Below are 24,750 nucleotides of genomic sequence, written 5' to 3' on the forward strand. Positions count from 1 at the left end.
CCTCTTTAAAAAGTGAAACAAGCTGTTTTTACCATCTATATGTATAGAAAAGATGAAAAAGACACTCAGATTAAAAGGAGTCCGCACAACATGGAAGACAAATTAAAAGACATAATTAATCGAGGGCTTTACGGTAATCCAGAAATTAAGCCAGAAGAACGAAATATTTTTCTGACAACGATTATTGAGCGAGTTCATCTTGCTTTAACAAAAAAACAAGTCATTCATCAAGGAATGTATGATCAAGCCGTCAAAATATTAGAAACTGCACAAAATATACACCTGTATATTAATGGAAATCTCTCATATCAGTTATATTCGAATTATGTAAAGGAAGCAAACAAACATTCTGTCCCATTTACAATAGTTAATGCAAATGAAAAAACACCAATCGGACTAGTTATCGCCACAGAGTTTCAAGCCATCAATAAACCTGAAATATTTATAAAAGACGACTTTTATGCAATGGACTTTAATTAAGAAAAGCGGAAGGGGCCGTTTAGCGGCGTATGGACTGGAGCCCTCCGTATGAGATAAAGGATACACAGCGAACGAGCTGATGTTGACTTATCGTAAGGAGGAGAGCGAAGTCCACTAGACGCTGGGCGCTGGAGCTAGACATAGAAAAGCGGAAGGGGCCTGGTTATCGGCGACAAGCGCTGGAGGGCCAGCAATTAGTGTCCTGCTCTTTGGGCACGTTTGATGGACCGAAGCGACCTCGAGCCGATGGCACCTGGAAGCTAGGAAAAAGCATACTTTCTTGATGAAGAAAAAAAAAGTAAGCTAAGCAGAAGCCTAGCTTACTTTTTAGTCTATAAGGTACTTAACGATCAGGGTCAAGTGGATGAATGGCTCGTGGTCTTTGGCTTTTCAGCGGGATCGGGGAACGTAATAAAACATCTTTAAAACCCTTATATGAAAATGGTAAGAAAGGCCACAGATAAGGTGTGTCGAAAGCTTTCATACTTGTTAATAAAAGGATAAACAATACAATTCCTACTAAATAACCACCTAGTCCAAATATTGCAGTACTTATTAATAAGAGAACTCTTATTAAACGATTAGCGAGACTTAATTCATAACTTGGTGTTGCAAACGAACCAACAGCAGCAACTGCTAAGTATAAAACAACTTCTGGTGAAAACAGCCCTACTTCAATTGCTACTTCACCTATTAAGATCGCTGCGACCAATCCAAGAGCAGTTGCAAGGGCACTAGGTGTATGAATAGCTGCCATCCTTAACATTTCAATCCCAATTTCAGCTAATATAAATTGGACATAGATGGGGACTTGTCCTTCATCATTCGGTCCTATATAAGCAAGCATTTCTGGTAAAAGGTGTTGATTAGTTGCAAACAGATACCAAAGTGGTAGTAGAAAGATTGAAGCCCATACAGCTGCGAAACGAACCCCTCTTAAAGCAGCACCAATTACTGGCTTTTGACGGTACTCCTCTGCGTGCTGCAAGTGGTGCCAATACGTTGTCGGCGTAATCATGACACTTGGGGAACCATCGACCATAATAACAACATGCCCTTCAAATAGATGAGAAGCAACAACGTCTGGTCGTTCTGAATATCGTACCATTGGATAGGGATTTAGGTGCCGTCCGAATATAAATTCCTCTATCGTCTTATCACCCATCGGTAATCCGTCAGTATCAATTTTATCAAGTGATTGGCTAATTTTTTCAACAATTTCTGGATCGGCTATATCTTCTATGTACGCAATACATAAATCAGATTTGGAACGTCTTCCAACACGTTTATACTCAATTCTTAAGGTTCGGTCTCGAACTCGCCTTCTTGTTAGAGCTGCATTTTCGACCAATGTTTCAACATAGCCGTCCTTTGCACCACGAATTACTTGTTCAGTATCAGGTTCTTCAGGTCCTCGCACAGGGTATGTTCTCGTATCAACTAAGATGATTTTATCTAAACCGTCGACTACTAAAGCAGCTTGCCCCGCTAATACATCATCTACAATTGCATCTAAATCATCGTTAGTATCAATTTCAATATAAGGTATATGCGTTTGAGTAAGAGCTTTTAATGGGTTTTCCTTTAAATCTTCTGGTTTAAGTAAAAGTAGTTCTCGCTGAATTTGTGTTAAAGAAAAGTCTTTAGCAAAGCCATCTACTACAAAAATGGCCATTGGAACTTCCCCATACTCTAAATCAAGATGAATTATATCGAAACTTTTCTCCACACCCAAAGCCTCTTTTAAATAATCTATATTTTCATTTATCTGTTTAGACACTGGATGTAGTATATTCTTATTTACCAAAAGAATCGCCTCCACTTCAAGTACATTTTTTGCAAAAAAGGTGCTTTTAATGCAAAAAAAAGAAAGAAGTGGGTACAAAATAAAAATGATGTCAGGCACCCATAAGTGCCTGACACCACCACTAACAAATTTTTATTTCATCGTTGACAATAAGTAGTGATAGATTAATTTCGAAGTATTTTCTAGAGAATCTCTATGTGTTCGTTCGTGTGAATGAGAAGCATCTATCCCAGGTCCAATTAATCCATGAATAATATCGTGTCCAGAGCGAATTGCAGCAGAAGCATCTGAACCATAGAAAGGATATATATCAACAGCGTAATTTAATTGCTGGTCCTTTGCTATTTGTACTAATTTCTTTCTAAACTCTAAATTGTACGGTCCACTAGAGTCCTTGGCACAGATAGATACACAATACTCTGTTGTCGTTTGCCCATCACCTATTGCCCCCATATCAACAGCTAGATATTCGACGGTTTCGGGTGGGATATTTGAATTACCGCCATAACCTATCTCCTCGTTATTTGAAATTAAAAAATGGGTTGTATAAGGTAATTGACGTTGTTCTTCAATAAGTAATTTAATAGTGTTCAATAAAATGGCAACACTCGCTTTATCATCAAGGTGTCGTGATTTTATAAACCCATGGTCAGTCACTTGAAACCTAGGGTCAAATGAGACGAAATCACCCACTTCAATTCCTAATTCACGTACTTCTTCAGCATTTTTCACATTTGCATCGATACGGACTTCAATATTCTTTTCATCACGCTTTACTTCTCCTGCATTTTTATAAACATGAACAGAAGATTGGTGAATAAGAATTGTTCCAGTAAATTCCTTTCCTTCACTCGTTTCAATTTTGCAATATTCCCCTTCTACTGCATTCCAACGAAACCCACCAATCATTGTTAAACTTAAACGTCCATCACTCTTTATCTCTTTAACCATCGCTCCTAATGTATCAACATGAGCTGTCAACATCCGGTGTTCAGTATTATTTTTCCCTGGCAAGGTAACAATGAGGCCACCCTTTCGATTCCTTTGCATCTCTACACCTAATGGCTCTAACCAGTTCTCCACTGCAGTTATCACCTTATCAGTATTTCCAGAAGGGCTAGGGATGTTCACAAGCTGTTTTAGTACCTCGATGACGTCTTCAACATTAAATCTTTTCATTAAAAATTCCCCTTTTCATCTTTATTTATCATATTCGTTTATTTCGGGACATAAAAATTACAGAATAAAAGGCTGTCCACTGGAGGTAGCATACATGATCAAAAAAATCTTTTTAATTGGGACATTCACTTTCATTACTGCCATTATATTATTCATCTTCCTTGATAAGAAAGCTGCTTATTTAGAAACTCTTACCTTTGAGCCTATTGACCATAAAGTAGAGTATATAAATGCTGATACTTCACTTCAATTTTTAACAATTGAAGATGAAGATGAGTACACAATCGAATGGAACATCTCATCACAATTGAACCAAAAAGCGTATTTACGTAAAGACATTTCCTTCCTATTCGAAGATGGTAGGCTTACTGAAGTGCTATCTAAATGGGATAAAAACAAACAAGAGATGAATATTAGAAAAGTTATCAATGGTGAAGATAGTGGCCACTTTCAAGCTGTATCTTTCCACCATTCAGAAATTCATTATCCAAATGACGAAATTAAAAGTCGTCTCACAATTAGTTGTGATGATCTATACGTTATTGACTCACCATTAGCTCCGATTCAATCCTTTAAAGTTCCTTCTAATGAAAAAGAGTTAGAAGGTAAAAGGATCTTAGATTACATTGTTGAACAACAACTCGCATATATTTGGAAAGATATGCTAGGTGAGTATAACATTGTTGCAGACAACTATATGGCATTTCCATTGACTTCTATCTGTAACTATAAGGAAAGCCCTTTACCAAACATGAATGAAGATCAAACGACCTTCGTCATTCATAAAATTGGCGAGAGTATTTATAAAGAGTACTTTTCAGGTATTCAAAATGAACATAACCTAGGTATTAAACCAGTAGGAAGTACAGTTCCACTTATCTTACTTTCAAATAATAACGATCATTTTATTATTATGTTTCAAACTTTAAAAGGAGAAAAAGTCCAACATATGGTGACTTTACCGTTCTAATTTTTCTTTTAACTCAATATAAGGCTCTTCTGCTGGTGCATAGCCTAATGCGTTATTAACTGCTTGGAGGGCCTTTTCTTCCTCTTCTAGCTGTACATAGATGAGAGCTAAATTATAATAAGCCTCATGAAAATCAGCACGTAATTCAACAGTTCTAATAAAGTTTTTTTCAGCTTCCAAATACTTATTTAAATGGACCTCTGTATATCCTAACAAAAAGTAGAGTTCAGGTATGTCAAGTTGCCTCTCTTTCATACTTAACAATAATGAATATGCCCTTTCATACTGGTCTTCCTCTAAAAGTTCCTGTGAAAGTTGTAGATGAACAATTGGCGCACCAGCTTTTTCATCATTTACCATTCCGTAAAGGAATAATCCATATCCTACTAACCCTACAAAAGCTAAAAGGAACAGTTGTCTTACTTTAAAGCTTTGTTTGGGGAGCAAGACAACAAAAGACGCTAAGAAGCCACCAACTAGCCCACCAATATGTGCTCCATTATCAATCATCGGAACAAGAAAACCTAAAGAAAGGTTAATAATAAGAATGACAATAACGCTCATCCCCATTGTTCTAAAAAATAATTTCCTATGGTTTATTCCAAAGTACAATAGCGCTCCAAAACATCCGAATATGGCTCCTGATGCTCCAGCAGCAACTTGATCATTAAAGGCAAAGCTAGCTATGGATCCAAATAAGCCTGCAATTATGTAGATAAGTAAAAATCTCCAACTACCATAAATTCGTTCTACTGCACTACCCAGATAAAAAAGGGCTAAGGAGTTCATAAAGAAATGTAGAAATCCAATGTGTAAAAACATGGCTGTAAATAGTCGCCAATATTCACCCGCTTCGATAAGCGGGTTATACTTTGCTCCAAAATCAACTAATGTTAATATTCTCATACTCCCGCCATTAAGTTCTAGCAATACAAACATAGCAGCAACAGTCAATAATAAAATATATGTAAAATAAGGCTTACCAAATTGAAATATAGCCTGCTCTGCCTTGAGCCGTTCCTCCGCTTTCTGTAAAACCTCATCTTTTAACTTTTTTATCTCACCTTCGACTTCATTAAGAAGAAAATAGTCATTACTTTTAGTAACTAACATTTCGGTGTTTACATCTATTTTTAATCGTTCAAGTTCATGAGCTTTACTCACAACATCTGCTTCGATCAAGTAAGTGTGCATTACTGTTTTTTCCTGTGCTATTGTTAAAGGACTTCCTGTTAGATGATGCCAGGAGTCTACGGGACTATAAGTAGAAACGTATATATTTTCAGCAAAAATTTTTCGAATGTTAAGTTGTCTTCGTAAGCCATTAAATTTTACGATCGTATTATCCATATCTTCTTTAAGTCGATTACTCCAATTGACATCTTTTCTAGTCACTCGGATAATTTTGGGTGATTTAGGATTTTCCTCTTCCAACCAAATCTCATTAAGACTTGGATTTACTTCAATGACACGGAAATTTTTTTGGGTCACAAGGTGGTGGACAAGTTGCCAATAAAATAAATCATGTTGCAAAACGTCCATTCCCTCACCCTTTCATCGTTTGATCGTTTTTTATCAGATTTAAGACTTGTGTTAATTTAGTATAAGTAGCAACTGGCTCATGGTCCGTACTTGCTGGCTGTTTTCTTGTATTCAAATAGATTGCATCCCAGCCTGCATCTATTGCACCACAGACATCATGTTCCCAAGAGTCCCCAATAAATAACTTCTCATTTGTTACCCCTAATTTTCTTAACGCTAAATCAAAAATCTCCCGGTTTGGCTTTGCGACACCAAGCTCATCGGATACAAATATTTGATCGTTATTAATAAAGCTCGACAATCCTATTTTTTCTATTTTTCTATATTGAGTATCTACTCCACCGTTCGTAATAATTCCAACTTTAACATTTCTTTCTTTAAGTTCATTCATCAATTCGTCTAAACCCTCAAAAGGTTCACTAAAAGAGTCGACAATATCATAATATTGAGCATGAAAGGCGTCGGCCTCTTTATCAGAATAAGGCATTTGAAATTCCTTCATTGTATCATGGTACCTCAAGCGTCTATACGTTTGAGCTGTAATCTTTCGTGTTTCGAATTGGTTCCAGTGTAAATCACTATATTTTTTAAAAGTTTTAAACCACATAGCAACGTCAATTGGGCTTTCTATTCTGTTTTCTTGAAGCCATTGTTCTTGAAGTTTTTCAAAACAATAACATATTGCCTTTTCAAAAGCATCTTCGTGACTAAACAATGTATTGTCTAGATCAAAACAAACCGTTCTCCAACGCATAGCCAACCTCCTCTTTCCATATTATATCAACTCTCATAAATTCCTTCACCTTTTGAGGCACGGTTAGGTTTATTGTTAAGTTTGGGCATCACGCTTTTAAATAGCAGGAGGCACTGTCTTGATGACAGTGCCTCCTTTTCGTCTTAAATTATGGATTATTAACCGTTCCTGTTCTAGGTCCAAACATCATTTCAGACATGAATTTTTGTCTTAAGCCAGGTATTTTCATTGTTAACCGTACTGCCGATTTTCTAATCCAGCTTTGGCCAAGGAGTACATTTAGTAATCGATAACGAAAGCGATAAACAAAATAGGCAGCTATAAGCATAAATAAACGGGATATCAACTTAATCTCCTCCTTCGCTCATAATGTGCCTATTTTATACTGTTATTATTCGATCTCTATTTATTAAAATTTATGACTGGTGCCATTGCCTTTTTCAATACTGCTGCAGAATGGCTAAGTTTTTCTTTCTCCTCTGCATTTAAGTCTAGCTCAACGACTTCTCGTACACCATTCCGATTAACGATTGCTGGCACTCCAATATAAATATCATCTAAATCATACTGTCCTTCGAGTAATGCTGATACTGTTAAAATTGAGTTTTCATTACGTAAGATCGCTCTTGTTAAACGAACAAGCCCCATAGCAATCCCATAATAAGTAGCACCTTTACGCTCGATAATATGGTACGCAGCATCTCGAACATTCACAAAAATCTCATCTAATCCTTCTTTTGTAATGTTCGATTGCTCATCCTCAACATAACGAAGTATTGGTCTACCGCCAATATCTGCATGACTCCAGATCGGCAGCTCTGTATCACCGTGTTCACCCATAATATAGGCATGAACATTTCTAGAGTCTACATCGAAATACTCACCTAATAAGAAACGAAATCGCGCTGTATCTAAAATCGTACCTGAACCAATTACTCGTTCTTTTGGTAAACCTGAAAATTTCCATGTTGCATAGGTTAAAATGTCTACTGGATTAGTAGCAACTAGAAAAATTCCATTAAATCCAGAACTCATTACTTCTGAAACAACTTTATTAAAAATTGCCGTATTTTTTTCTACTAAATCAAGACGTGTTTCTCCTGGGGCTTGATTAGCTCCCGCAGTAATTACTACGATATCGGCATCTTTACAATCTGCATATGTACCAGCCCAAATTTTCATAGGTGTCGTAAAAGGTAAACCATGATTTAAATCCATTGCATCCCCTTCAGCCTTTTCTTTATTCAGATCAATTAATACCAATTCATCTGTAACACCTTGATTAAGGAGTGCATAGGCATAACTTGATCCTACAAAACCAGTACCGATAATCACAACACGACTACTTTTTAAGTTGTTCATTATAATGCCACCCTTCATTTGGATTACTTATAATACGATTGTACATTATTTCACAAACATTTTTAGTTATTGTAAACGGTATCAACGTGGCAATTTTGTTACACTGGTATTATAAACCAATATATTTTGAGTAAATGGCCTTTGCTTTAACAATGTCTTCTGTTCCTTGTATAAGTGCACGACCATCTGTAAACAAGACGATCCGCTCACCTTCGTTTAAGTGTGCTCTTAATAAGAACGGCGTTTTTTGAACAGTAGCCACTTTATTTAATCGCGTTTCCCATTCCGTTAAATCAAATGCTTTTCTAATATGGAACTGAACTGTTTCGCGTCCACAAAGAGATGTAACTTCTTCTTTATCTACTTGTAGAGCTGGATACTTTTTCTGTTGACACGTCGGGCAGTCCTTATCAGAAGAAGAGAATTTTAGTTCATATGTATGATTTCTCCACACATCAAACGTAATCAAACTTCTACGTTGCTCCTTAGCCCCAACAAGAAATTTCATCGCTTCAACAACTTGATACGAAGCGACAATATCGACAACTGGTGAAATAACCCCAATCATATCACACGTTTGTCCACCTGTTTCCCCTTCCTTTATAAAGCAGCGTAAACAAGGAGTCTCACCAGGTACAAATAAGGCCGACATTCCTCTAGAGCTTACAGCTCCTCCGTAAACAAAAGGAATCCCTTTTTTGAAGCAGATGTCGTTTAAAAGAAATCGAGTTTGGAAATTGTCAGTTCCATCAAGAACAATATCCATTCCCTCTATAAATTCATCTATATTATGCAGAGTTACATCACTAACTATTCCTTCAACCTTTACATCAGAATTAATCAGTGCTAGCTTTTGTTGAGCAGCAATTGCTTTTGGGAATGCTTCTTCAACGTCTTTTTCTGTAAAGAGCATTTGTCTTTGTAAATTACTTTTTTCTACATAATCTCTATCAATTACTCGTACAAATCCAACTCCAGCACGTACTAGATGATTGGCTAATACAGTTCCAAGAGCTCCCATCCCAACAATTAAAGCTTTACTTTGAGCTAGTTTAATTTGACCTTCCTCCCCGATCGGAGAGAATAATATTTGTCTAGAATAACGTTCATTCATCTTTATCCACCTTACTTTACCTTTTATTAGCTTATTAATACGAAGATTATTGTTCCAGAAGCAGCACCAGTTAGTGTACATGCTAAGTTCACTATATCATTATTTACAAATGAAATACCTTTGATTTGGACTGTTTTTCGCTGACAGTGCTTTAATTGTTCTGTAGTTCTTTTACAAATCGTACACCGATATTCGACTTGATAAACTGCACCAAATAATGTATCCATTAAGTTACCGATGAGACCTGAAATTGTAAAAAGCAAGATTAACATTAATATGCCATTAAAGTGAACTTCATATAATAAATAAGTCCCTGTTGCAGCAATAAAAAAAGCTCCTAAAACCCCAGCCCATAGTCCTTGAATTGAAATAGCTCCAGAAGTACCTCGTTCAACATACTTCCTTTTTAATATATGATAAGGAGAACTCTTACTAAGACTACCATTTTCCGACGACCAAGTATCACTATTAGCTGCAGCTAGAGCTCCAATAAAACCACCAATCCAAAGAGGCTCTTTTGTTAATAGAAATAGAAGTGAACAAAAAGCTGCTACTCCACCGTTTGCAATCACCTGCCATCCATCTCTTCTTCCATCTTTTTCGACTATTTCAGTCTCTTTTAGGTTCTTTTTATACGAACTCCAAAAAGTTGAAGAAATAAAAAAGGCAGCTAACACGAAAAGGCCTTCAAGTCCTAAACCTAGTGCTATACAAACACCTATCACTATTGCAACCATCATCCCGGATAATGATAATTTCTTAAACAGATAAGCTATACATGCTAATAACAATACACCTAATATATGAATAATCAACACATATACACCTGATCTTCTGTTACAATCATTTGAACAGGAATATCAAATGGTTCTAACGGTATGTCATCAACCAGTTGCTGCTCAAATGTGAGGGCACAGGTTTCACCCCGAAAATCCTCCAAGTAACGGTCATAATAACCGCCACCATACCCTAATCGATTACCGTTTTTATCAAATGCGACCCCTGGGACCAATATTAAATCTAATTGGTCCTTGTCAACTGGAACACAAATCGTTTGTATTGGTTCTTTCAGCTGAAAATATGTACTTTCAAGCTCATTAAAGTTTTTTATTTGAAAGAAAACCATTTCGCTCGTTTCAGGATAGGTCTTTGGTACAGCGATCTTCTTCCCTTCTCTCCAAGCTCTTTCAATTATCGGATATGTATCTACTTCATTTCCTCTAGAAATTGTAATTGCGACTGTTGTAGCATTTTTCCATAATGAAGTTGAACATAACTGTTCAAATATTTTCTTGCTCTTGCTTTTATATTCCTCTTGAGTCATTTCCTTTAGTTTGTTTTTGATTAATGTTCGTATAACGTTTTTTGGTTGCATGCTTACACCACCAGATTAACTTTATAATGTTAGGCTCTATTATGTTGATGCTTTAGAAGGATGAAATAATAATTGCTACAATATTAAAATCTAACAAAAAAGACCGCAAATCCTACAAATATAGGTTTTTGCGGTCTCATTTGATTTCCTTACTTCGTTTCACGATGTAAAGTGTGTTTCTTAAGTCTTGGGCTATATTTTTTTAGCTCAATACGCTCAGGGTTTGTGCGTTTATTTTTAGTAGTGATGTAGTTACGATCACCAGTTTCAGTGCAAGCTAAAGTTACTTGTACGCGCATTATGTTCTCCCTCCAAACCTCTTGTTTTCATTCATACCTTTAAATGATAGCAAAGATACGCCAAGGTAGCAAGTGTATCTTTTTTACACTTTTAAAGATAATTGCTCAAATGCCTGATTATAGTCATTCATGACATCTACAAAAGTTGCATGTGACCATGTGAGTGGAGCTACCGAGAGAGGTTCACCTGTATATGGATGGATCTGTTCAGGAAGTAAACCACTACTTAGTGAATGTTCACACACCCATTGAAAAATTTCGTATGCTGGCTGTAAATCTTCAATACTTTCCGCTTGAAGAATATGCCACTTTGCCATCCATAGTGTACATATAACCCAAGGATTTCCAGGTACCTCCTCTATATCATCGGCTTGTTTAAAATACATATCATTCTCATAACGAGCGTAACCATTTACTTCGGTCTTAACTCGCAGTTTTTCACTAACAACTTGCATCGTTTTCTTTACCTTTTCATCTTTTGCATCATACATTCCAAAAGCAAAAAGACCATATAAGCTGCTCTCTGGTGTTTGATCTAGTGTGATCTCACCTGTTACATCATCTTTATATAAGCCACGGCAAAATGTACCGTTACTTTCATCAAAAAGATATTTTTCAACACCTTCTTTAATTTTCTTTGCACCAAGTTCATAGCTTTCAGCACTTTCCTCTTCACCTAATAGTTTTGCAAATCGAGAAGCAGCTAGGAGTCCACCATACACAGCGCTAGCAGTAAATGTAAAGGTCCCTCGACGTTCCTCCCATAGATCATAAGAGGGAGAAGGTAAATTTAAATCTTCATCTATAAACCGTAATAAAAATTCAGCGCTAGGTCGTACAAGAGGGCGATATAAAGATTGAGCAAACTCAATATCACCTGTAGCGGCATAGTCCTCCCAAAAAGCCCATAATACAAGAGCTGTTTCATCTTCTTGAATTGGTAACTGTTCTTCTCCGTTAACCCCAACAAGAGGGTGCCAACTTGATCCAATCGAACCATCGGGGTTGTACTTATGGAATAAGTAACCCTCATCTGATAAAACTTCACTACATCTTCTAAAGAAATTACGTACCATACCATGATACCCTGCTTTTACCATCGCTTGTGCAATAAGGGCACCATCCCTTGGCCACATATAGCTATAATGGTCTTGATTATATTGGAGAATATCCGAATCATTTGCAGCGATAATATAACCATTCTCATTTGTTTGGGTTCGTACTACAAGTAAACTTCGTTTATATAAGCTAATCATTTCAGGAGACAAATTTGCTGTTAGAACTTCTCCTTTATTAGCCCAGCTTTTCCAATACGTATGTATTTTATTTAACGCTTGCTGAATACCCGTTTCCAGCACATACTCATTTAGAGCTTGTACATCTTTTAATGACTTACCGACTGTCATCCAATAATAAGCTTCTTCTGTAGAGTTTGGTTCAAGTTGTCCCTCTAGAGAGAACGTACTATCCACTGACCCTTGTGCTATTGGATTGAAATGTAATTTTCCATCTTCAGCATCACGAAAGGTTCCTTCTTGGGCATGGAAACGTTTAACTCCAGTTGTATATTGTTTAATTCCACTTTCACCAAAGCTACCATTAAATAAAAAGTAACGATTTCTTTTATAATGGATCATTGTACGGTCCTTAGGAGAAAAGAATGCTGTATCTCCCACCTCGTTTTCATAAATAGCAAGATCTTGGTGAAAAAACAATCGAATTTCACGATGTTCATTTGCTAGATTTTCTACTGAAAACTTACGAATAAATACCATTTCACGTTGATGAACTCCTTCCTCAATTCGTATCGCAATATTTTGTTCCTGCAATACTGCCAAACTATTTGTTACGAGAGAGTCATCATGATAATTTGTTTGAATCGTCCAGTGTTCAGAATTTAACCAATAGAAGGCATCATCTATCAAAACTCCAATTCTATTTGGGTGACCTTGAACATGATTTTGATGACCGACATATGGAAAATAAATATCTCTAACTTGTAAATCTTTATCAATATTGACAAGTAGTTTACCGTTCCCTACTACGAGCTCTCTAGGCACAATAAAAACCTCCTGAAAATTAATATATATAGTAACTACATTTATGACTAATTAAAAATAATTCCACTATTTATCTTAATGAGCATCTCTTTTTGACACAAGAAGTCTATTTTGTCTTATCTTGTCGCACGTACAATTGATAAGGGGTAAAGAGTGCAAAAAAAGTTTTTCGTCTTATTTCGCGCACAATAACACCTTTTATGAAGAATATTGGGTTAATATGGGAAAACTTCAGTTAAAGTATTGACTAGACATGTATAATGAAAAGAGAAACAATATAACATAATCAGCAGTTGAAGACGGGAAAGGGGATTTATATGGAAACCGTCATCATTGTACTTTTCATCTTAGCAATCCTATTAGTAATAAGTTCTTTTTTTATGAAGGACCATACAAAAGAACTCGAAAACCAATTAGAAGGGTTTTCGATGACTTTCATGCAAGAAATTTATCAAATGAAGAAAAAAATTACTATACTTGAAGAAGAACTCTTATCTGGCAGCGACGATGCTTACTATATACAACCGGAGAAAAACACAACAACTGGACTTTTAAACGAGGTAGCCGCATACTACGAAGCAGGTTATAGTATAGAAAAAATTGCGGAATTAACTACCCTATCAGATAGTGAAGTCCTTGGATTGATTGCTACATATCAACGAAAGGGCTGAAGATAGAAACGAGGGATAACATGGCGAAAAAAACAGTCCAAGGACTAGCAGCTGGAATTCTGTTAGCTACTAGCGTGTTTGCTTATATGTATTTTTTTCAAACAACACACGCTGAAATTGAGCAAGAAGATATTGAAATACCAGAAATAGAACTAAGTAGTGAAGAGATGATGGATATTCTTAAAGACCAAGGTTTTATCATCTTAGGTGAAGAGGAATACCAACTATTGTTAAAAGGAAGAGAAGAAGCTCAGCGAGAAAATTCACAAGAAGAGGAAAGAGAGCCTCGCCCGCAAACGATTCATTATACAATTATTAAAATACAAAGTGGCATGAGTAGTATGGATGTTGCAAATTATTTGGAAAAAGTAAATGTCTTGGACGATACAGAGCAATTTCTGCAGTTTTTACGTGACAATGAACTCACGCACCAAATTAAAGCAGGAGAATTCGAACTAAATAGTTTGATGACCGTGGAAGAAATTGCATTAACAATTACCCAATAAAAAAGATACAGGATACATGCACTAAAGAATAAAGAAAGAGGCTGACTTTTGAGTCAGCCTCTTTCTTGTAACAGTCTAATCTTCAATTTCGTCATCTTCTGAAGGAAGATTAATGGAAGGGTTTTGTCGTTTTTCTTGTAATTCAAAGAATGCATCCATAGTAGCACCAAGAATGTTCCTTGAAATAGTAGCATTTGAGTTTTTATTCACATATGGAACTACGACAGCAATTGCAACTTTTGGATCATCGTATGGAGCATATGCTACAAATGTTTGGTTATTTCCATTATTATTAGCTCCAACCTGTGCTGTTCCTGTCTTACCTGCTACTTGATATGGTTTGTCTGCAAATTGTCGTCCCGTCCCTCGTGAGCCTACAATAACTTGTCTGAAACCACGCTGAACCTGTTTAATATGTGCATCATTCATTTGGACACGATTTAATACGGTAGGCTGAAATTGATTAATGACCCTACCTAACTCCTCTTTCGAAGGTCCTGGTTCCCTTATTTCTTTGACAAGCTGTGGCTTCATACGGTAGCCATCATTTGCAATTGTCGCAACATATTGTGCTAACTGAAGCGGCGTATACGTATCAAATTGACCAATTGCAAGGTCAAGCAGATTACCACCCATTTGTACACCACCATTATAACCAATAGCCTCTGATGGTATATCAATACCTGTTTCAACACCTAGACCAAATTGATTTAAATAGTTTCTAAATTCCATATAAGCACCAGGAAGGTCATTCCAACAACACTTTGTACTGTAATTATAACCTGCCATCCTCATAGCAATTTGGAACATATAAACGTTTGAAGAAACCTCTAAAGCTGTAATATCGTTAATATTTCCCCAATTTCTAACCGATCTTTTAATTGGAGTACCAGGCAATTGGATCGGTGAGTCATGAATGATTGTACCTGGACTGACAACCCCTGAATGATAACCTGCTAATACAGTAGCTCCCTTGATAGCAGAACCCATAACAAAAGCTTTGTTCACAACACCAAGGTGATCAAAATCATTTCCTTCATAACCTGACATCGCTAATACTTCTCCTGTTTTTGGATCGAGCATGACGATATAAGCAGCAGGATCACGAAGATAAGCACCCCTGCTTTTTTCTACTTCACGACGCAAAATGTCATCAACTTGTTGTTGCAACTCCATATCAATTGTAAGGACAAGATCATTTCCTCTTTGTCCTAGTCTATTTAACGATGTACCAATTACTGATCCTCGGCTCGTAATATTTTCAACAATTGCCTTTTGTCCTCTTAATGCTTGCTCATATTGTTGTTCAAGGTAGCTATTACCGACGTTGTCAGATCTTTCATATCCTCTTGATAAATAATAATCTAAACTTTCTTTCGGTATTGCTCCTGTACGACCAAAGAACATTTTAAATGTGTCCCCATAAACGTATTTACGTTTCGCATCAGCAGAAACTTCAATACCTGGTAGCTCTGCTAGATGTTCCATAATAGCGTGAGCTTCTTCTTTAGTCAATCCTTGTTTAATTCTTTGCGGAGTCAGTGAGAACCCTCTGTCCATTTCCCGCTTTATCGCTAATATTTGCTTCTCATCTTTGGAGATTTCTGATAGATCATCTTCCGTAATACGATCTAGAGTTAGTTGATACTCTTCTGTATTATCTAATTCTCTTCTTTCTTCAACAGTTACTTTTTCAAGCGCTTGTTCACGTCGAGTAAGAATCCAATAATCTTTCAAATCACGTTCTGTAATACTTTTGGTATCTAATTCTATAAAGTTTGTCAACCTCTCGGCAACCTTTAACTTTTCTTGCTCTGAAGGTCGTGGAGGCTGTGTATAATAAAGCGAAAGTTCGCCCTCATTATCGACAACAATACTACCGTTACGATCATACATTAATCCCCTAGGAGCATCTAACATTGTCTTCTGGTTCGCCGTGCTCTCAAGGTCTCGCGTAAAATCTTCTCCTTTTACAATTTGGACCATTCCTAGTCGAAGTATAAGTGCAGAAAATAATATAAACACAGCAAAAAATAATAAATTCAACCGCGCAGGCACATGATTTTTGCTCTTTTTTTGATTTGTCATGTTTAATTCCTCTCTAGAGACACTTTTTTCATTATTCCCAAATGAAACAATGGCTGAGCTCATAAACAAAGTGTCAGGTACCCTAAGATAGGAACACAGACACTTTTTAGTCAGCCCTTTTAATTTTTTACAGTAAAAAAACCCGCGTATGCCGTTGCCCTATTGTTTCAAGAACCTACACTCGTAGGTGGGTGTCCGCAAAAAATTCTCCAACGTCCTATAAAAAGGCATGTTGTTAAATCTTTAATATAGAACTCCCTTTTTAAATCCACGGTTCGAAACAATTAGAAGCTAACAAACACGGCAGGTTGTTATTATGTTTTATATAAGTATTATAGCACATTAAACGATCATGTTTAAAGTTTAGATTTGTTTTGCTATACTTTTTCAACAAATTTAGACAGATGTTCCGCCACTATCCCCTTCCCCCTTTTGTTGTCGAGAGAAACTATAGGTTTCGCCGCCTTTATTAAGCGGTATTTTTACTTTTCTAACAAAGAAATATATCACCAAGTGACCTGCCCCTAGTATCATAAAAAGTCCTGGAATTCCATACTCCTCATTAAAAACTGTAATTGTAAAGATAAAGGCAAGTACTGAAACAATCCTTCCAGAGTTTAAAAACAGTTCACGAACGACGATGTATTCAACCCGCATTTCTGCTGCTTTCCATCCTTTTCCTATGACATCATACGTCAAGGAAACGTATGGAACTAAAAGCATTGGGTAGGCAATTGAGATTACAACGGCATATATAATAAGACGAGTAAAATTCAAGTCAGTTATAATAATGAATACGGCTAAGTAAAGGATGGTCCCCCCTATGAGTATCGATTTTTTTCGAAAAGAAGGCTTCATCAGACGAGTTGCAATAAAATAACAAACAAACGAAACCGCAGAAGCAACCAATCCATAGGTACCGATTGCCAACTCACTTCCAGTTGCAATATAGACCCAGACGACTATTACAAAAATAAATGTGCCTTCTCTCAATCCTTGGAAAAAGTGGGCATGAAGAATATGCCTCCAATTATCATTTCGCTTTCTCTCTTTTAATACAGCAAGAAAAGAAAAGCTCCCTGATGCAGGTCTTCGCTTTAGAAATAAACTTGTAATTACCGCAATGACAAACAAACTTAATGAAATACCAAAAATAATTTTATAACCAAAAAGCTTCTCCATTCTGGTAATGATAAAGCCCGCTAATATTGGACCGATCATTCCCGCAAATGAAGTCAATAAACCTAAAAATCCATTAAAAAAATCTCTCGTTTCGGGTTCTGTGATTTCAAAAGTTAATACATTAAAGGCTAACCAATAAAACCCAAACCCAATACCTAATAGCGAACCTAATAAAATTAAGTATTGTGCTGCATTTTCTCCTAAGAAAAGGACTGTAAAAAAGAAAACGGATAGGAAGCTAACTCCTAGCCGCAGCACGATAACCCGATCAATTTTTTTTGCAAATCTTCCAGCAAGAATAAATGTTATCGGCTGCATAACAACAGATGATAAATTATAAAGAGCAATGTCAAGAAACTCCCCAGATTGCTTCCATAAATATACATTAACAAACGTATTAGATAATGCAATACTCAAAGCATACAGTCCTCCAATTGTTAAGAGTAGGACTAAATCTCGGTTTACTTCTACATCCCCAACTATCTTTTGCAACATTTTCATGCCGTCACTACACCACCTTAGGTGTAGTTTGGCGATTTTCGATAGACGTTATTCAACAATTATCACAGGTCAAAAACCTCTTTATAATAAAACACCGCTAACTATATGCAGTTAGCGGTGTTTTGTTATGATATTTATTTCGCTTGGCTAAATAGCTTAGCTACTTCGTCCCAGTTAACTACATTCCAAAATGCACTAATGTAGTCTGGGCGACGGTTTTGATAGTTTAAGTAATATGCATGCTCCCATACATCTAATCCTAAGATTGGTGTTTTACCTTCCATGATTGGAGAGTCTTGGTTTGGTGTGCTCATTACTTCTAGCTCACCGTTGTTCACTACTAACCAAGCCCAACCAGAACCAAAACGTGTAGCTCCAGCTTTTGCAAACTCTTCTTTAAAGCTGTCTAGGCTACCAAATTTGTTGTTAATAGCTGTCGCTAGGTCACCAGTTGGCTCCCCACCACCATTAGGACTTAAAAGAGTCCAGAACAATGAGTGATTAGCATGACCGCCACCATTGTTTCTTACTGCTGTACGAATGTTTTCAGGCACAGCATCTAAATTGCTGATTAGGTCTTCGATTGATTTACTAGAAAGCTCATCATGACCTTCTAATGCAGCATTTAAGTTAGTTACATATGTGTTATGGTGTTTCCCGTGGTGAATGTTCATTGTTTGCTCATCGATATGTGGCTCTAGTGCATTTGGAGCATAAGGTAATGCAGGTAATTCATATTTTGCCATTTTAATTCCTCCCTAAGCAATTGTTTTCAATTGGTAAAGTATTACAATACAGTTAATATATTTAAGCAACAGAAATGTTTACTAAGTTGCTCAATAATTACATTATCAAAAAAAACTAGAACATGCAATTAATATGTATACTGCTTTTTATACTTTTCCCACTTTTTACATTACCCTAATTTTAAAAATCTAATCAAAACAATCATATTTAACGGACAAACCCCATATTGTGAATTACATACATAGATTGGGGGTGTAGAATTGAATTGGTTTGAAGCTCTTCTTTTAGGAATTATACAGGGAATATCAGAGTTTCTTCCTATATCTAGTTCAGCACATTTAGTTATTGCTGAAAAACTGCTTGGAATAACCATGTCCACTGGAAACTTGACTTTCGAAGTACTTCTTCATGCAGCATCACTGTTAGCAGTCATATGTTTTTTTTGGAGAGACTTACTCGAAATCATTAAAGACTTTTTTTCTTACCTTATTCATAAAACAGAAAAAGCAAAAACAAATTATCGTTTTGCTTGGTTAATTGTCGGCGCAACATTAATTACAATGGGTGTAGGAAAAGGAATTGAAGGATTTATTGGTGATAGAATTACACAAGCATCAACTATTGGGGCCGCCCTCATTGTGACAGGACTTTTCCTAATACTTATTGAGCATGGAATTAATGTCGGAAACCGTACTGTAAAGGAGATGACCTGGAAAGATTGCATAATTATCGGTTTTGGGCAAGCCTTAGCTGTTATACCAGGAATCTCTAGAGCAGGAAGTACATTAATTGTTGCACTGTGGTGTGGTTTGGACAAGGAAACTGCAGTCCGTTATTCGTTTTTACTTTCGATTCCAGTTATTTTAGGAATTACGATATTAAAACTTCCTGAATTAACAGCCGAAACTTTTGCAGGAGTTGGATTTGAACTTGCAATTGCCTGTTTAGCCTCATTTATATTTGCAATTATCGGTATTAAGTGGCTCATTCAAATGTTAAACCAAGCAAAACTAACATACTTCGCCATTTATTGTATAGCACTCGGTACCATCACCTGGATTTTTCTTAAAGATATAACGATTTAATCCCTCTTTTTAGTTTAATAAAATTTGATAAATCAACTAAAAAAAGCTTATGATTGTGAACTCAATCATAAGCATCTTTGTATGTATTATGGCGGAGGAAGAGGGATTCGAACCCCCGCGCGGTTTAACCCGCCTGTCGGTTTTCAAGACCGATCCCTTCAGCCGGACTTGGGTATTCCTCCACAAACAATATTGGTGGACCCTGTAGGACTCGAACCTACGACCAATCGGTTATGAGCCGACCGCTCTGACCAACTGAGCTAAGGGTCCTTAAATGGGGCGGCTGATGGGAATCGAACCCACGAATGCCGGAACCACAATCCGGTGCGTTAACCACTTCGCCACAACCGCCATATTCATATTTAAGTTTTAAAAATTTGGTAGCGGCGGAGGGAGTCGAACCCACGACCTCACGGGTATGAACCGTACGCTCTAGCCAGCTGAGCTACACCGCCAAATTTTTTGGCTCCACAGGCAGGACTCGAACCTGCGACCGATCGGTTAACAGCCGATTGCTCTACCAACTGAGCTACTGTGGAATATTAACGACGATTTTTATTATAACTAAATTAGTGCTTTTAGTCAACACCTGATAATGCAATTTTATTGACTTATGGAAATTGGTGTTAACGAAAAGTAATATATCATAAACTAGCTATATTGACAAGTATTTTTTATACTAGTATCTCACGTAACACATCACTTGTAGCATCTTTTTATCTCTTGTAAAATATATGATGGGAGTTGCTAATTAAAGGAAAAGGAGTAGACATAACTAAATGAACATATTTAAACAGCTGATAAGGAGCTTATATTCACCTAAAGATATAGCTACATTTAGGTTTCAAGGTATTGGAAAAACCATTTTCTATATTTTCCTATTAATGGCTATTATTTCAATACCAAGTGCGATTAGTTTTTCAACCACTGCTTATCAAGGTGTCAACTATTTAGCCACATCTTTAGAAGATGAGATACCTAATTTCGCTTTTCAAAACGGTGTTCTAACCTCTGATTTAACAGAACCTTTTATTGATGGTGATGAAGATGGGGTATTCATACTCGATTCAACTGGGCAGTTAACTGTCGCTGATGTCTCTGATTATCAAAATGGTCTAGCTTTGCTTGAGCGAGAAGCAGTTATTATAACAGATGGGATAACGGAAACATTTAGATATCGAGACTTAGGCAATTTAAATTTAACAAAGGAAGAAATCTCCAGTTTGGTTAATAGTATCGCTGAAGTACTTCCAGTTATCTTAACAGTTTTTCTACTAATACTTTATCTTTTCTATACAGCATTAAAATTTATTGGGGTAACTGTATTAGCTTTAATTGGATTAATGTTAAAAAATAAAGCTCAATTAAATCTTAAGTATCGCCACTTATGGATTTTAGCTGCTTATACGGTCACATTACCAACTGCTTTCTTTGCTTTTACTGAAGCACTAGGAATTATAATTCCATTTTCCTTTTTATTTTATTGGGCTATTGCTATTTTCATGTTGTACCGTGTCCTTCAATATGTCCCTAAACCAAAACCTCGAGAAGATAGTGAGAACTACGCACCCAAAACCGAATAATGAATGCAAAGAGGCTGATCACAAACGATCAGCCTCTCCTTTCTTTCTATACACCTTACACTTTGAAATCACTGCTTATTACTTTTTCTGTATTCGCTTAAAGCCGAGTTTATAGTTAACATCAACTTCTTACAATCTCTATTCACCCTCAACTTTTTTCACAACAATTCTAGTTCCATCAACAGATACAACTTCAATAACAGTATCTTGTGTTAACCAATTATTTTCACTCGTAGCGCTATATTGTTTTCCGTCTACCTCCATTGTCCCTATCGGACGAAACGGAGTTACAGTTTTTCCCCTTTTCCCAATTAATTCTTTGTAACTTGTATTAATTGAATTGTATCCAAGATCTCCTGTTAATCGATCTCTAAGCGTCATTTTCGCCCAGAGCTTTCTCGAAGGGAATACTTTAAGAAATAGTAATGAAGTTGCCGCACCAAGTACTAAACCCATCGCAACTAATGCCCCATAAATAAAAGTTGGTGCTGGAATTGCTAAAGCGATTATCATAAGAGCAACTCCTAAAAAAGCAATTGTTCCATCACTGATTGCCTTTCCATCAACAATGATTAATATGAGTCCAGTGATGTAAAGCAATACAACCCATATTCCTGTATCTCCAGCAATATGATGGGAAAAATAAACCGCCATAATAGCAATACCTAAAATACCAAATATCCCTTTAACCTTAACAAGTAATTCTCCGAACAAGAAAAGTGTTCCTAAAAAAACTACGAGAAACCCAATACTAGCAATATTAAGTACATCCATTAACTTCAACCTCCAATCCTTTTAAATATACGAAATGAAATGAAATAAGTTTCATTTCATTTTTTGGTTAAGCTATATATGAGGTGAAAATTATGAAAAAAAATATAAGTAAACCCAATCAGCAAACTATACCTTTAACAGAAGTATTAAAAAAGGAGCATCCTACAACTACAAACGCGTTTGCAACAGTTAAAACTAAACCTCTCCTTATTTAAAATTGTAACAAAAGCTAAGGAAAAATACATACAAAAAGGTGGTGTATTCAAAAGGCTGCTCTCGGAATCCTTAGAATAGAGCCATTGAAAAAGGCTGACTCAAAAGTTTCACCATATTTTAACAAAATAATATTCTGCTTAGGAACAATTACTCTGTTAACTATGGATAAAAATAAACTTATGAGTCAGCCCAACCTCTATTTAAATAACCCTTTAATAGCTTCTATAAAACGATCAAGTATATCTAATAAAGAAGCAATAATGGATTGAGTATCTTCTCGATTCAGGAAGTCGCCTAAATTATCACGAATTTTCCCAATTTGATTTTGGACTTGATTCCAATCAATGTTTAAATCTTTTAAACGCATGAAAAGAGAAACTAATCCATTTAACTCCTCCTCTGTTAATGTAACTCCTAACTCTTGAGCAACTCTTTGTATAAGTGCACGGAGATCCTCTTCTGACTCTACAGGATTTTTTGCTATTTCTTCTTTAATACGGTTCATTAACTCCGTTGCTTCTTCCATCCCAATGCTTTCAGCAAGCTTCCCTGTTCTAACCATTTCTTCGTTAGCAATCTGTTTTTGTTCTTCTGGAATTTCAATTTCAGCAGTAATTTCATATGCTTTAATAATACCTGTTAGACCAGCTGTACCAGATACTGAAAAAGGTGCTGTTACATAAATATCAGCATCTTTAACCCCAGCCGTCACAAGTGCATTTGCGTACATACCTTCAGAAACCCAACTAATATTATTCGTTTCCACATTAAGACCAGAACCAGGCTCTGTTAAGGTAATCATTGAAGAAGAAATGGCTCTCGTCCCAATTTGAGCTCTACTAACATAATTCCCCAAGTAGTGGTGTTCTTCTTCGTTTGTAACATAAATAATTTCTACATCCTCGGGAGCACCCATTTCATTCAAGATATCTCGTTGTTGTTCTGCAGATAAATTCTCACCTAATGTAATAATCATATCTCCTGGTGCTGCATCTGCTGCAACTAAACTGGGTATCAATATTGTGAATACTAGTAATAGCGGTATGATCTTCTTTTTCATAAAATTCATTTCATCCATCTCCTTTGAAGACTTCAATCTAATTAGTGACATCCTAAACTTAAGAAAACTATTTTTTGAAGGAATTTAAAAGTGACTTTCGACCTATTTATTTGTGTAAAAATCTAAAACTCCTCCATTCTTTTCTATATTTTGGGTGAGCATTCCTTTAATATTGGTATACATGTCCATGATGAAATTAGTATAATAAACGAAACTCCAACTAGAAAAAATGAAGAGAAAAACAACTCTGTTGGGTCGTACATTAAAATACTAAAAGTAATAGGCCCAAGAGCAACACCTAAAAACCGAATCATCGAATATAAAGAAACAACTAAGCCTCTTTCCTGCTTCCCTACCGAGGATGTAACTGCGGTATTTGCAGCAGGTAGGAAGAAACCTAACCCGATTGACGCCAGGGAAATCAATAGCAATAAACTTACTAGTCCATGGAAAAAAATAAGCAAAGCAAAACTAATTAATAATAGGGTTAACCCTATTATTAAAAATTGTTTTACTTTATCTCTATTATCTCCCATATTCTTACCTGTCCAATAAGAAAACACGGTCAAAGCAACAAGAGGGAGTGCAAGATATATACCTTTGAGAGTACCGTAAATCCCATACCCCTCTTCTAGATTATAAGACATATAAAACATCAGACCAAATAATAATAATAAGCCGACTCCGCTAGCAAGAAATATGGGAATAAGCCATTTAAACTCACTAACAAGGATTTTCTTAATAGATCGGTGGTACTCTTTAATGCGTAATGGATTATTTTGTTTGTCCCCCTCATTAATCCATACCTTTATTCCAAAGAAAGCTATGAATGCTAATAAAAAATAAATATAAAACGTTCCAAACCATAAATAAACAGCAATAAATGCACCAATTATAGGACTTATTACTTTTCCTAAACTATTAAAAACTTCAACAGTACCTAAAGCTTTACTTCTATCTAAACCTTCAAATAAATCACCAGCCAAGGCCATTGCCATTGGAGCTGTTCCCCCTGCTCCTACACCTTGAAAAAAACGACCTAATAATAACATTGAAAAAGCGGCTTGTCCGCTTAAGAGAACTGGGGCGACTGCTGACATAACACTACCCAACATGATTAAGATTAACGAGGTTAAAATTACTTTTTTTCTACCAGCTCTATCTGAAATGAAACCAATGATTGGAATCATCAGTGCTGCTGGAATAGAGAATACAGTTAATACAAGACCTCCTTCAATTGCTGTAAGCTGTAACTCATGCTGAATATCTGGAATGATCGGTATGAACATCGAATTCCCGACCACCATAATGAACGGAAGTAATCCAATGATGTATATAACTATTGTAGTTGACCTCTCTTTTTTCATTCTTCAACCTCCTGAAAAAAGAAAATAT

General features: G+C 36.2%; 23 protein-coding genes, 5 tRNA genes and 1 other RNA gene. 6 read left to right on the forward strand and 23 right to left on the reverse strand.

The features are described 5' to 3' along the window. Positions 1-90 precede the first annotated feature (90 nt). The gene (locus GKP30_RS13615; protein WP_216830004.1) at positions 91-480 is read left to right on the forward strand and encodes a YueI family protein; all 390 of its coding nucleotides are present in this window, start codon (positions 91-93) and stop codon (positions 478-480) included. A gap of 343 nt (positions 481-823) precedes the next feature. Here GKP30_RS13615 and GKP30_RS13620 read toward each other — a convergent pair whose 3' ends face one another. Further along, positions 824-2,287, reverse strand: a complete 1,464-nt coding sequence (locus tag GKP30_RS13620; RefSeq protein ID WP_216830005.1) for a spore germination protein — start codon at positions 2,285-2,287, stop codon at positions 824-826. 132 nt (positions 2,288-2,419) lie between these two features. Then, a complete protein-coding gene (locus GKP30_RS13625) occupies positions 2,420-3,466 on the reverse strand; it encodes a M42 family metallopeptidase (RefSeq protein WP_216830006.1) in 1,047 nt (348 codons plus the stop codon). A gap of 94 nt (positions 3,467-3,560) precedes the next feature. On the opposite strand from GKP30_RS13625, the gene GKP30_RS13630 reads away from it, so the two are divergent. Then, positions 3,561-4,436: a hypothetical protein gene (locus GKP30_RS13630; protein ID WP_216830007.1), complete on the forward strand. Its 876-nt coding sequence runs from the start codon at positions 3,561-3,563 to the stop codon at positions 4,434-4,436. Here the strand turns inward: GKP30_RS13630 and GKP30_RS13635 are convergent. From GKP30_RS13635 to GKP30_RS13675, 9 genes are all read right to left on the reverse strand, one after another. Continuing rightward, complete coding sequence (locus GKP30_RS13635) at positions 4,425-5,978, reverse strand: rhomboid family protein (protein WP_216830008.1); 1,554 nt, start codon at positions 5,976-5,978, stop codon at positions 4,425-4,427. The two genes, GKP30_RS13630 and GKP30_RS13635, sit on opposite strands and share 12 nt — an antisense overlap. 4 nt (positions 5,979-5,982) lie before the next feature. Continuing rightward, positions 5,983-6,732 carry an HAD family hydrolase gene (locus tag GKP30_RS13640; protein ID WP_216830009.1) on the reverse strand — a complete coding sequence of 250 codons (750 nt, stop codon included), beginning with the start codon at positions 6,730-6,732 and terminating at the stop codon, positions 5,983-5,985. Between the two features lie 148 nt (positions 6,733-6,880). Further along, entirely contained in the window at positions 6,881-7,078 is a 198-nt protein-coding gene (locus GKP30_RS13645) for a hypothetical protein (protein WP_236035084.1), read from the reverse strand. A gap of 56 nt (positions 7,079-7,134) precedes the next feature. Further along, positions 7,135-8,094: an L-lactate dehydrogenase gene (locus GKP30_RS13650; RefSeq protein ID WP_216830010.1), complete on the reverse strand. Its 960-nt coding sequence runs from the start codon at positions 8,092-8,094 to the stop codon at positions 7,135-7,137. Between the two features lie 109 nt (positions 8,095-8,203). Further along, positions 8,204-9,208 carry a ThiF family adenylyltransferase gene (locus GKP30_RS13655; protein WP_216830011.1) on the reverse strand — a complete coding sequence of 335 codons (1,005 nt, stop codon included), beginning with the start codon at positions 9,206-9,208 and terminating at the stop codon, positions 8,204-8,206. Between the two features lie 26 nt (positions 9,209-9,234). Continuing rightward, positions 9,235-10,023 carry a DUF92 domain-containing protein gene (locus tag GKP30_RS13660; protein WP_236035085.1) on the reverse strand — a complete coding sequence of 263 codons (789 nt, stop codon included), beginning with the start codon at positions 10,021-10,023 and terminating at the stop codon, positions 9,235-9,237. Beyond that, positions 10,020-10,583 carry a 5-formyltetrahydrofolate cyclo-ligase gene (locus tag GKP30_RS13665; RefSeq protein WP_216830012.1) on the reverse strand — a complete coding sequence of 188 codons (564 nt, stop codon included), beginning with the start codon at positions 10,581-10,583 and terminating at the stop codon, positions 10,020-10,022. Before GKP30_RS13665 ends, GKP30_RS13660 begins: the two co-directional genes overlap by 4 nt. Positions 10,584-10,732: 149 nt before the next feature. Beyond that, positions 10,733-10,882: a 50S ribosomal protein L33 gene (gene rpmG / locus GKP30_RS13670; protein ID WP_045485842.1), complete on the reverse strand. Its 150-nt coding sequence runs from the start codon at positions 10,880-10,882 to the stop codon at positions 10,733-10,735. Positions 10,883-10,965: 83 nt separating this feature from the next. Beyond that, a complete protein-coding gene (locus GKP30_RS13675; protein ID WP_216830013.1) occupies positions 10,966-12,942 on the reverse strand; it encodes a glycoside hydrolase family 15 protein in 1,977 nt (658 codons plus the stop codon). A gap of 317 nt (positions 12,943-13,259) precedes the next feature. Here GKP30_RS13675 and GKP30_RS13680 point away from each other — a divergent pair, with 317 nt between their 5' ends. Further along, positions 13,260-13,613, forward strand: coding sequence for a hypothetical protein (locus tag GKP30_RS13680; RefSeq protein WP_216830014.1), 354 nt, complete (start codon positions 13,260-13,262; stop codon positions 13,611-13,613). Positions 13,614-13,633: 20 nt separating this feature from the next. Further along, on the forward strand, positions 13,634-14,119 hold the full coding sequence (locus GKP30_RS13685) for a hypothetical protein (RefSeq protein WP_216830015.1): 486 nt from the start codon (positions 13,634-13,636) through the stop codon (positions 14,117-14,119). Between the two features lie 75 nt (positions 14,120-14,194). Here the strand turns inward: GKP30_RS13685 and GKP30_RS13690 are convergent, their stop codons facing one another. The 4 genes from GKP30_RS13690 to sodA all read right to left on the reverse strand — a co-directional run bounded on the left by GKP30_RS13690 (position 14,195) and on the right by sodA (position 18,636). Continuing rightward, on the reverse strand, positions 14,195-16,207 hold the full coding sequence (locus tag GKP30_RS13690) for a peptidoglycan D,D-transpeptidase FtsI family protein (protein ID WP_216830016.1): 2,013 nt from the start codon (positions 16,205-16,207) through the stop codon (positions 14,195-14,197). A 135-nt stretch (positions 16,208-16,342) separates the two neighbouring features. After that, a non-coding RNA gene (gene ssrS, locus GKP30_RS13695) (6S RNA) lies at positions 16,343-16,520 on the reverse strand. Positions 16,521-16,603: 83 nt separating this feature from the next. After that, a complete protein-coding gene (locus GKP30_RS13700; RefSeq protein ID WP_216830017.1) occupies positions 16,604-17,890 on the reverse strand; it encodes an MFS transporter in 1,287 nt (428 codons plus the stop codon). Between the two features lie 134 nt (positions 17,891-18,024). Beyond that, positions 18,025-18,636, reverse strand: a complete 612-nt coding sequence (gene sodA / locus GKP30_RS13705) for a superoxide dismutase SodA (protein WP_216830018.1) — start codon at positions 18,634-18,636, stop codon at positions 18,025-18,027. A gap of 261 nt (positions 18,637-18,897) precedes the next feature. Between sodA and GKP30_RS13710 the strand changes: the two genes are divergently transcribed. Then, on the forward strand, positions 18,898-19,722 hold the full coding sequence (locus GKP30_RS13710) for an undecaprenyl-diphosphate phosphatase (protein ID WP_216830019.1): 825 nt from the start codon (positions 18,898-18,900) through the stop codon (positions 19,720-19,722). An 89-nt stretch (positions 19,723-19,811) separates the two neighbouring features. On the opposite strand, the gene GKP30_RS13715 is transcribed toward GKP30_RS13710, so the two are convergent. The 5 genes from GKP30_RS13715 to GKP30_RS13735 all read right to left on the reverse strand — a co-directional run bounded on the left by GKP30_RS13715 (position 19,812) and on the right by GKP30_RS13735 (position 20,261). Beyond that, a tRNA-Ser gene (locus tag GKP30_RS13715) sits at positions 19,812-19,904 on the reverse strand. An 11-nt stretch (positions 19,905-19,915) separates the two neighbouring features. Then, positions 19,916-19,992 (reverse strand) — tRNA-Ile (locus GKP30_RS13720). Positions 19,993-19,997: 5 nt separating this feature from the next. Further along, positions 19,998-20,073 (reverse strand) — tRNA-His (locus GKP30_RS13725). Positions 20,074-20,100: 27 nt separating this feature from the next. After that, positions 20,101-20,177 (reverse strand) — tRNA-Met (locus GKP30_RS13730). A gap of 8 nt (positions 20,178-20,185) precedes the next feature. Continuing rightward, a tRNA-Asn gene (locus GKP30_RS13735) sits at positions 20,186-20,261 on the reverse strand. A 240-nt stretch (positions 20,262-20,501) separates the two neighbouring features. Between GKP30_RS13735 and GKP30_RS13740 the strand changes: the two genes are divergently transcribed. Beyond that, positions 20,502-21,305 (forward strand): DUF1189 domain-containing protein, encoded by an 804-nt coding sequence (locus GKP30_RS13740; protein WP_216830020.1) that lies wholly within the window; start codon positions 20,502-20,504, stop codon positions 21,303-21,305. A 138-nt stretch (positions 21,306-21,443) separates the two neighbouring features. On the opposite strand, the gene GKP30_RS13745 is transcribed toward GKP30_RS13740, so the two are convergent. The 3 genes from GKP30_RS13745 to GKP30_RS13755 all read right to left on the reverse strand — a co-directional run bounded on the left by GKP30_RS13745 (position 21,444) and on the right by GKP30_RS13755 (position 24,722). Further along, the gene (locus GKP30_RS13745; RefSeq protein ID WP_216830021.1) at positions 21,444-22,079 is read right to left on the reverse strand and encodes an NfeD family protein; all 636 of its coding nucleotides are present in this window, start codon (positions 22,077-22,079) and stop codon (positions 21,444-21,446) included. A gap of 412 nt (positions 22,080-22,491) precedes the next feature. Next, positions 22,492-23,364 (reverse strand): DUF1002 domain-containing protein, encoded by an 873-nt coding sequence (locus tag GKP30_RS13750; protein ID WP_407928617.1) that lies wholly within the window; start codon positions 23,362-23,364, stop codon positions 22,492-22,494. A 134-nt stretch (positions 23,365-23,498) separates the two neighbouring features. Then, positions 23,499-24,722: an MFS transporter gene (locus GKP30_RS13755; protein ID WP_216830022.1), complete on the reverse strand. Its 1,224-nt coding sequence runs from the start codon at positions 24,720-24,722 to the stop codon at positions 23,499-23,501. Positions 24,723-24,750 lie beyond the last annotated feature (28 nt).

This window comes from Alkalihalobacterium elongatum (assembly GCF_019024285.1).
Taxonomy (GTDB): domain Bacteria; phylum Bacillota; class Bacilli; order Bacillales; family Bacillaceae_F; genus Alkalihalobacterium; species Alkalihalobacterium elongatum.